At 36.0% G+C, this 6,167-nt stretch carries 5 protein-coding genes and 5 tRNA genes; 6 read left to right on the forward strand and 4 right to left on the reverse strand.

Annotation, left to right across the window (positions count from 1 at the left end):
* Window positions 1-12: 12 nt before the first annotated feature.
* The 4 genes from pepE to PL77_RS26920 form a co-directional block, all read right to left on the reverse strand.
* Entirely contained in the window at window positions 13-729 is a 717-nt protein-coding gene (gene pepE / locus PL77_RS26905) for a dipeptidase PepE (protein ID WP_044212124.1), read from the reverse strand.
* A gap of 83 nt (window positions 730-812) precedes the next feature.
* Window positions 813-1,307 (reverse strand): hypothetical protein, encoded by a 495-nt coding sequence (locus tag PL77_RS26910; protein WP_044212126.1) that lies wholly within the window; start codon window positions 1,305-1,307, stop codon window positions 813-815.
* A 137-nt stretch (window positions 1,308-1,444) separates the two neighbouring features.
* Entirely contained in the window at window positions 1,445-2,245 is an 801-nt protein-coding gene (locus tag PL77_RS26915; protein ID WP_044212127.1) for a (Fe-S)-binding protein, read from the reverse strand.
* A 33-nt stretch (window positions 2,246-2,278) separates the two neighbouring features.
* Window positions 2,279-3,649, reverse strand: a complete 1,371-nt coding sequence (locus tag PL77_RS26920; RefSeq protein ID WP_044212144.1) for a (Fe-S)-binding protein — start codon at window positions 3,647-3,649, stop codon at window positions 2,279-2,281.
* A 505-nt stretch (window positions 3,650-4,154) separates the two neighbouring features.
* On the opposite strand from PL77_RS26920, the gene PL77_RS26925 reads away from it, so the two are divergent.
* The 6 genes from PL77_RS26925 (at window position 4,155) to PL77_RS26950 (ending at window position 6,122) form a co-directional block, all read left to right on the forward strand.
* Window positions 4,155-5,477 (forward strand): DUF5103 domain-containing protein, encoded by a 1,323-nt coding sequence (locus PL77_RS26925; RefSeq protein WP_044212129.1) that lies wholly within the window; start codon window positions 4,155-4,157, stop codon window positions 5,475-5,477.
* A 154-nt stretch (window positions 5,478-5,631) separates the two neighbouring features.
* A tRNA-Pro gene (locus PL77_RS26930) sits at window positions 5,632-5,706 on the forward strand.
* Between the two features lie 24 nt (window positions 5,707-5,730).
* A tRNA-Arg gene (locus tag PL77_RS26935) sits at window positions 5,731-5,804 on the forward strand.
* A 36-nt stretch (window positions 5,805-5,840) separates the two neighbouring features.
* Window positions 5,841-5,915: transfer RNA gene (locus PL77_RS26940), tRNA-Pro, on the forward strand.
* A gap of 22 nt (window positions 5,916-5,937) precedes the next feature.
* Window positions 5,938-6,011, forward strand: a tRNA-Arg gene (locus tag PL77_RS26945).
* 36 nt (window positions 6,012-6,047) lie between these two features.
* Window positions 6,048-6,122: transfer RNA gene (locus tag PL77_RS26950), tRNA-Pro, on the forward strand.
* Window positions 6,123-6,167 lie beyond the last annotated feature (45 nt).

The following is a 6,167-nucleotide window of genomic DNA, read 5'->3' on the forward strand; positions in this document are numbered from 1 at the left end:
AAAGTATAGTATTTATTTTAATAAAAAGTTAAAGTCATCCTCTGGTGTTAATTCGTAAGGAGCTTTTCCTTTTTCAAAAATTCTAGCAGAAAGAGGACCTTCCAGACAGATATAATCACCTTTAATTTTCAACCATGATCCTTCACGGAGTCCTACTACCGTTTGATCGTTGTAAGTGTGAAACTCTTTAATCCTTGTCTCTCTTGTTTCCCCCATATGTTTAGAAGTTGGATCAGGGTCTAAATAATGTGGATTTAGGTTAAAGGGTACCAAACCCAATGCGTTCAATGAAGCAGGGTGGGCGATAGGCATATCATTGGTTGTATTGATGGTTAAGCCAGTGATATTTGAACCTGCACTTGTTCCCATGTATTTCATACCTTCACTCACACGAGTTTTAATCGTTTCTATTAAACCAAGTTTTTGTAATTGATCCAATAAAACGAAAGTGTTGCCACCTCCTGTAAACACTCCTGATGCAACAGCAAGAGCGGATTTAGGGTCGTCAAACTCATGTAGTCCTCTCATTTTGAAGCCTAATGCATTAAATTTTTTAGCGGCAATCGCTGTATATTCATCATGTGAGATTCCCCCAGGTCGGGCATAAGGGATAAAAATTACTTCTTTTGCCCCTTCAAAGAAGGATTGAATCGTTTCTTCGCAATAAGATAAATAAGGTTTTCCGTGTACGGTAGATGTGCTAACGATCAATAAGTTTTTTTCATTCATAACACTAGGTTTAAGTTAATATGCAAACGTATATGTGTTTTATAAAAAAAAGTGACTATGTGGTGATAGTCACTTTAAGCTTTCTAAGCTGTAATTTTAAAATATCTTTTGAGCCAGGAATCACTAGCTTCCACAATCCATCTTGAACGGAAATCTCCTAACGTTTGGATTGTATTATCAAAGATTAATGTTGAAGGCTGAAGTTTCCCTTCAGTTACCATTCCTTTTGCTTCTGTCATTTTGAAAGTAGCAACTTCCTCTTTTTCATTCAAGTAAGCTACATTAGTTCTTTCAAATAAAGACACATTTAATGAAGTTTCAATAGAACGGATAACACCGACTGACTTGTCGATAGAGCAACCCGAAGCTGCATGAACTCCTTCATCAACAGTGATGATAATAAATTGATTTTTCTCAATACTAAAACTGGCATCCAATTCACTTCCATGGGCGTTCCATGTAGAAATAAATTGTGCTAGAAGAGGAGCAATATTGGCTTGCTCTTCTGTAGTGAAGGCTCTATTTGATTGGTAAATCCAAATACGGGAAGAATCCGGTAGCTGATTTATACTTTTCATTTGATAACTCTTTTTTATGCAATATACATTTAGTTTCTTAATCTTTTGAACTGAATGTCTGTTTAAGTGTTTTAAACAATTAAAAAAGGGGCCTTTTTAGGACCCCTTAATGGAATGAATTGAATTGGAAAAATATTTTAAAGTCCTTTTGATTCGGCAACAAGCTCTGCTAAATCCATTACTTGTACCTCTTTTTCTTTCTCTTTATTTTTAATACCATCATTAATCATGGTCATACAGAACGGACACCCTGCGGCAACTACTTCAGCACCTGTTGAAAGAGCCTCTTCTGTACGTTCAATATTGATATCTTTATTTCCTTGTTCTGGCTCTTTAAACATTTGAGCTCCTCCAGCTCCACAGCATAAACCGTTTTTCTTACAACGTTTCATTTCAACTAGATCCGCATCCAAAGCTTCGATGACAGTTCTAGGTGCTTGATAAACGCCATTTGCTCTGCCTAAATAACAAGAATCATGAAACGTAATTTTCTTTCCTTTGAAAGCTTGACCTCCATCTACTTGCAATCTTCCATCATTAATCAATCCTTGAAGGAATTCAGAGTGATGAACTACATCATAATTACCACCTAAGGCAGGGTACTCATTTTTGATGGTATTGAAGCAGTGCGGACATGCTGTTACAATTTTCTTGATTTCATAGGCATTCAACACTTCTATATTTTGCATTGCTTGCATTTGGAACAAGAATTCATTTCCTGCTCTTCTCGCAGGATCTCCTGTACAGCTTTCTTCTGGTCCTAATACAGCAAAATTGACGTTAACCTCGTTGAGAATTTTAACAAACGCTGTAATTACTCTTTTATATCTATCATCATAAGAACCGGCACAACCTACCCAAAATAAAACCTCAGGATGTTTTCCTTGTTCTACCATTTCGGCCATTGTCGGTACTTTTAAGAAATTTGTATCTGTCATTGTTCTGTGTGTCTTTTATTGGTGTAAAATAAATTAGGCTTTGATGTTATCTGATGCTGACTTTTTAGTCTCTTGAGTTCTTAATTCTTCACCCCATTTGAATCGATCACTTGCTGCAAATGCCCATGGAGCTTGGTTGTTTTCAATGTTCTGGAAGACCATATTCCATTCTTGAGGAGTTCCAGATTCTTCCATCGCAACATATCTTCTCATTTCTAAAATAATCCCTAGTGGATCAATATTGATAGGACAAGCCTCAGCACATGCATTGCAAGAAGTACAAGCCATCAATTCCTCTTTTGAGATATAATCTCCGTACAGCATCTTACCATCATCTTGGAATGTGCCACCATTTGCATCTCTATTTTTGCCAATTTCTTCTGCTCTGTCTCTTACATCCATCATCACTTTTCGTGGTGATAATTTTTTACCCGTAATATTTGCAGGACATTGAGATGTACAGCGACCACATTCTGTACAAGAGTAGGCATTCATTACATTTCTCCAAGAGAGATCTTGCACGTCTTTTGCTCCAAAAGTTGGCATCTCATCCGAATCTCCTTGTTCAGCATTTTCAACAGGCATCCCTAACATGATTTTTACTTCATTTGTTACCGATTCCATGTTTTCCATTTTTCCTTTTGGCTCTAGTTTCGCAAAATAAGTATTGGGGAAAGCGAGGAAAATATGAAGGTGCTTTGAGTAAGTGATATATACTGAGAAAGCAAATATACCTAATATATGTACCCACCATGCTGTTCTTTCCACTGCTACTAATGCAGTTTCAGAGAGTCCAGAGAAAAGTGGTACCAAGAATTGACTAATTACAAAAGTTCCTACAACTGGGTAATGTTCATTTCCCATTTGTTGTAAAACAGCGTCAGATGCATTCATAGAAAAAAGCATTGTCATTAAAATGATTTCTGCATACAAGATGATATTTGCATCTCTATAAGGCCATCCTTTCATTTCTGCCATATGAAAGCGTGGAATCTTAAGTGCGTTTCTACGAATAAGGAAAATGAAACAAGAAACGGTCACTGCTAGTGCCATCACTTCAAAGAAACTAACAATGAAATGGTAAGTAGGACTAGGGATAACGTTGGCAAAAATACGGTGCTGTCCCGTAAGGCCATCTAAGACGATTTCAAGTACCTCAATATTGATCAATAGGAATCCTGCGTAAACGGCAAAGTGCATTAAACCTACTAAAGGGCGATCGAACATTTTCTGTTGACCAAAGGCCAATCTGAACATATTACCGAACCTTTTTGCTGAATCTCCTTTTATTTCTTCCTCTTTGCCGAGAAATATATTTTTATAAATAAATGTAGCTCTCTTGGTTACTAAATATCCCGTAAAACCGATTGCGGCTACAAAAGCGAGCTGTTGCACAATCTGAATCATAATGCTTAAAAAGTTATGTGTGTTTATTGTATATACTTAACTACTTACTATCTAAAAATGTTATGCAAGCAGAGTATTTATTGCTAATAAAGTACTTTCAATGCGTATTTACAAATATTTAAATGTAAATAGTTGAATAAATATAACGACCTAAACCACAACTACTTTGATTTCATGTTAATTAACGTAATAAAAACACTTATTGAGAATGATTCTAAATATGAATAATTATTCACTTATTGTATTTTTTGGATATAAATAGAATGAATTAAAGAATTTTCTATTGCATATGGACTAGATGTACATTTTACTATGATGATTTTACCATTTTATCCAAAATTGAATTCATTTTTCCATTAACTTGCTAAGTACTAAGCCAAAATTAAATGACAATTAGTTCTTCATTATTTTACCGTTGTATTCACAAATAATTATAGGAACTAGGATTCTAAAATTTTGCCTTAGCACAATGAGTTAATCTAATAAACATAATTCAAACGGTATGCATAAGATACTTCCTTTATTTTCTATAATACTTTTTCTTTTTATTAGTGTTGTAAAAGCCCAGCCTGAGAAATGGGAAATTGTCACCTCAGATAGTTATGAGAATAAAGAGATCAGGTATTCTGATTATGTATATGATCCTAATGTAAGAACAGTACAGTTGTATGCTAAAGGAGGAAGTAGAAGTATACCTCAGTTAAATTCACCAGTTGTTAGGTTAGATCAACAGTTTCCTCTCGTCTTAGAATTTGACCTTTTTGGGGATGATGCCGATTATTTTGAGGCAGAAATAGAGCATTGTAATAAGGATTGGACCCCTTCGGAACTCCAACCCATCGAATTTATGCAGAGTTATAATTCCTTCAAGTTGAATGATTTTGACTTTTCAATGAATACAAGTGTTCCCTATGTTCATTTTATTTTTCAATTACCGAAAGTAAAGATGTCAGGGAATTATTTATTGAAAGTTTATCGAGAAGGAGATAAAGATGATTTGATCATTACAAAGCGTTTTGTTGTGTATGAAAAAACAGCTTCTATTGCTTCTAAAATGGTAGAGATGAGAGGTAGTGAAAGAAGGTACATGCAACAAATTGATTTTACAGTGAATTATGGAGGGCTTACTGTAGTTAATCCTAAAAGAGATTTTTCAGTGACAATTCTACAAAATGGAAGATGGGACAATCCAATTGTCAATCTTTTACCTCGTTTTGTAAGAGGACATGAGCAGGTCATGGATTACAGTTATTATGATGGTGAAAATGCATTTCTTGGTTTGAATGAATTTAGAGTATTTGAAATTAGTAGCGTTAATAGCAGCGGGGCATCAGTATCTTCCACTGATATTATGAAGAACTTTAGAAAAGTGAGACTCAGATCAGACCTTGTAAGAAACAAAAAGGCATTTAACCAACAACAGAATGATTATAATGGAGGGTATGTTATTGCAGTTTTTGGGAGAACCGATTATTGGGTGGAATCAGACTACATGGAAGTGTTTTTTACTCTAAAATCCGAAACACCATTTGCGGGCGATGTGTATGCCTATGGTGGTTTTTCACAATGGCAATTGAATGAAGAAAATAAAATGATATACGATGCACGAAAAAAAGCTTATGTAGGATCTACTATTGTAAAGCAAGGTCGATATGATTATATGTATACTGTGGTAAATACTTCTAACATGACTAGAGATGATGTAGAAATAGAAGGGAGTTTTAACCTCACAAGAAACCAATATGAGATATTAGTGTACTACCGAGGACCTGGAGATAGAGCCGATCGAGTAGTAGGTTATCGTAGCTTATCTGCCAATAGATAATTTTTTTTCATCTATAATTAACATTTAATTCATTGAGAAATAAGACGTTTACATTGGTTAGCAGAAAAAAGTTTTAAAGATACTTGCACAGTTAAGAAAATACCTACACCTTTGCACCGCGTTAAACAAAAACAGTCCTTTTGAGAGACACATTCGGGATGTAGCACAGTCCGGTTAGTGTACCTGGTTTGGGACCAGGGGGTCGCAGGTTCGAATCCTGCCATCCCGACTTTTGAATTACTTTCAAAGGTATGGTCCGATAGCTCAACTGGATAGAGCAACTGCCTTCTAAGCAGTAGGTTCCAGGTTCGAGTCCTGGTCGGATCACTGTTTTTGTTTAATGTTTCTTTTAAAGAAACTTATCGGGATGTAGCACAGTCCGGTTAGTGTACCTGGTTTGGGACCAGGGGGTCGCAGGTTCGAATCCTGCCATCCCGACGATAAAAAACTTTAAAAGGATGGTCCGATAGCTCAACTGGATAGAGCAACTGCCTTCTAAGCAGTAGGTTCCAGGTTCGAGTCCTGGTCGGATCACAGTTTTTGTTTAATGTTTCTTTTAAAGAAACTTATCGGGATGTAGCACAGTCCGGTTAGTGTACCTGGTTTGGGACCAGGGGGTCGCAGGTTCGAATCCTGCCATCCCGACGATAAAAAACTTTAAAAGGATGGTCCGATAGCTCAACTGGATAG

It is taken from the genome of Flammeovirga sp. OC4, from assembly GCF_000812565.1.
Taxonomy (GTDB): domain Bacteria; phylum Bacteroidota; class Bacteroidia; order Cytophagales; family Flammeovirgaceae; genus Flammeovirga.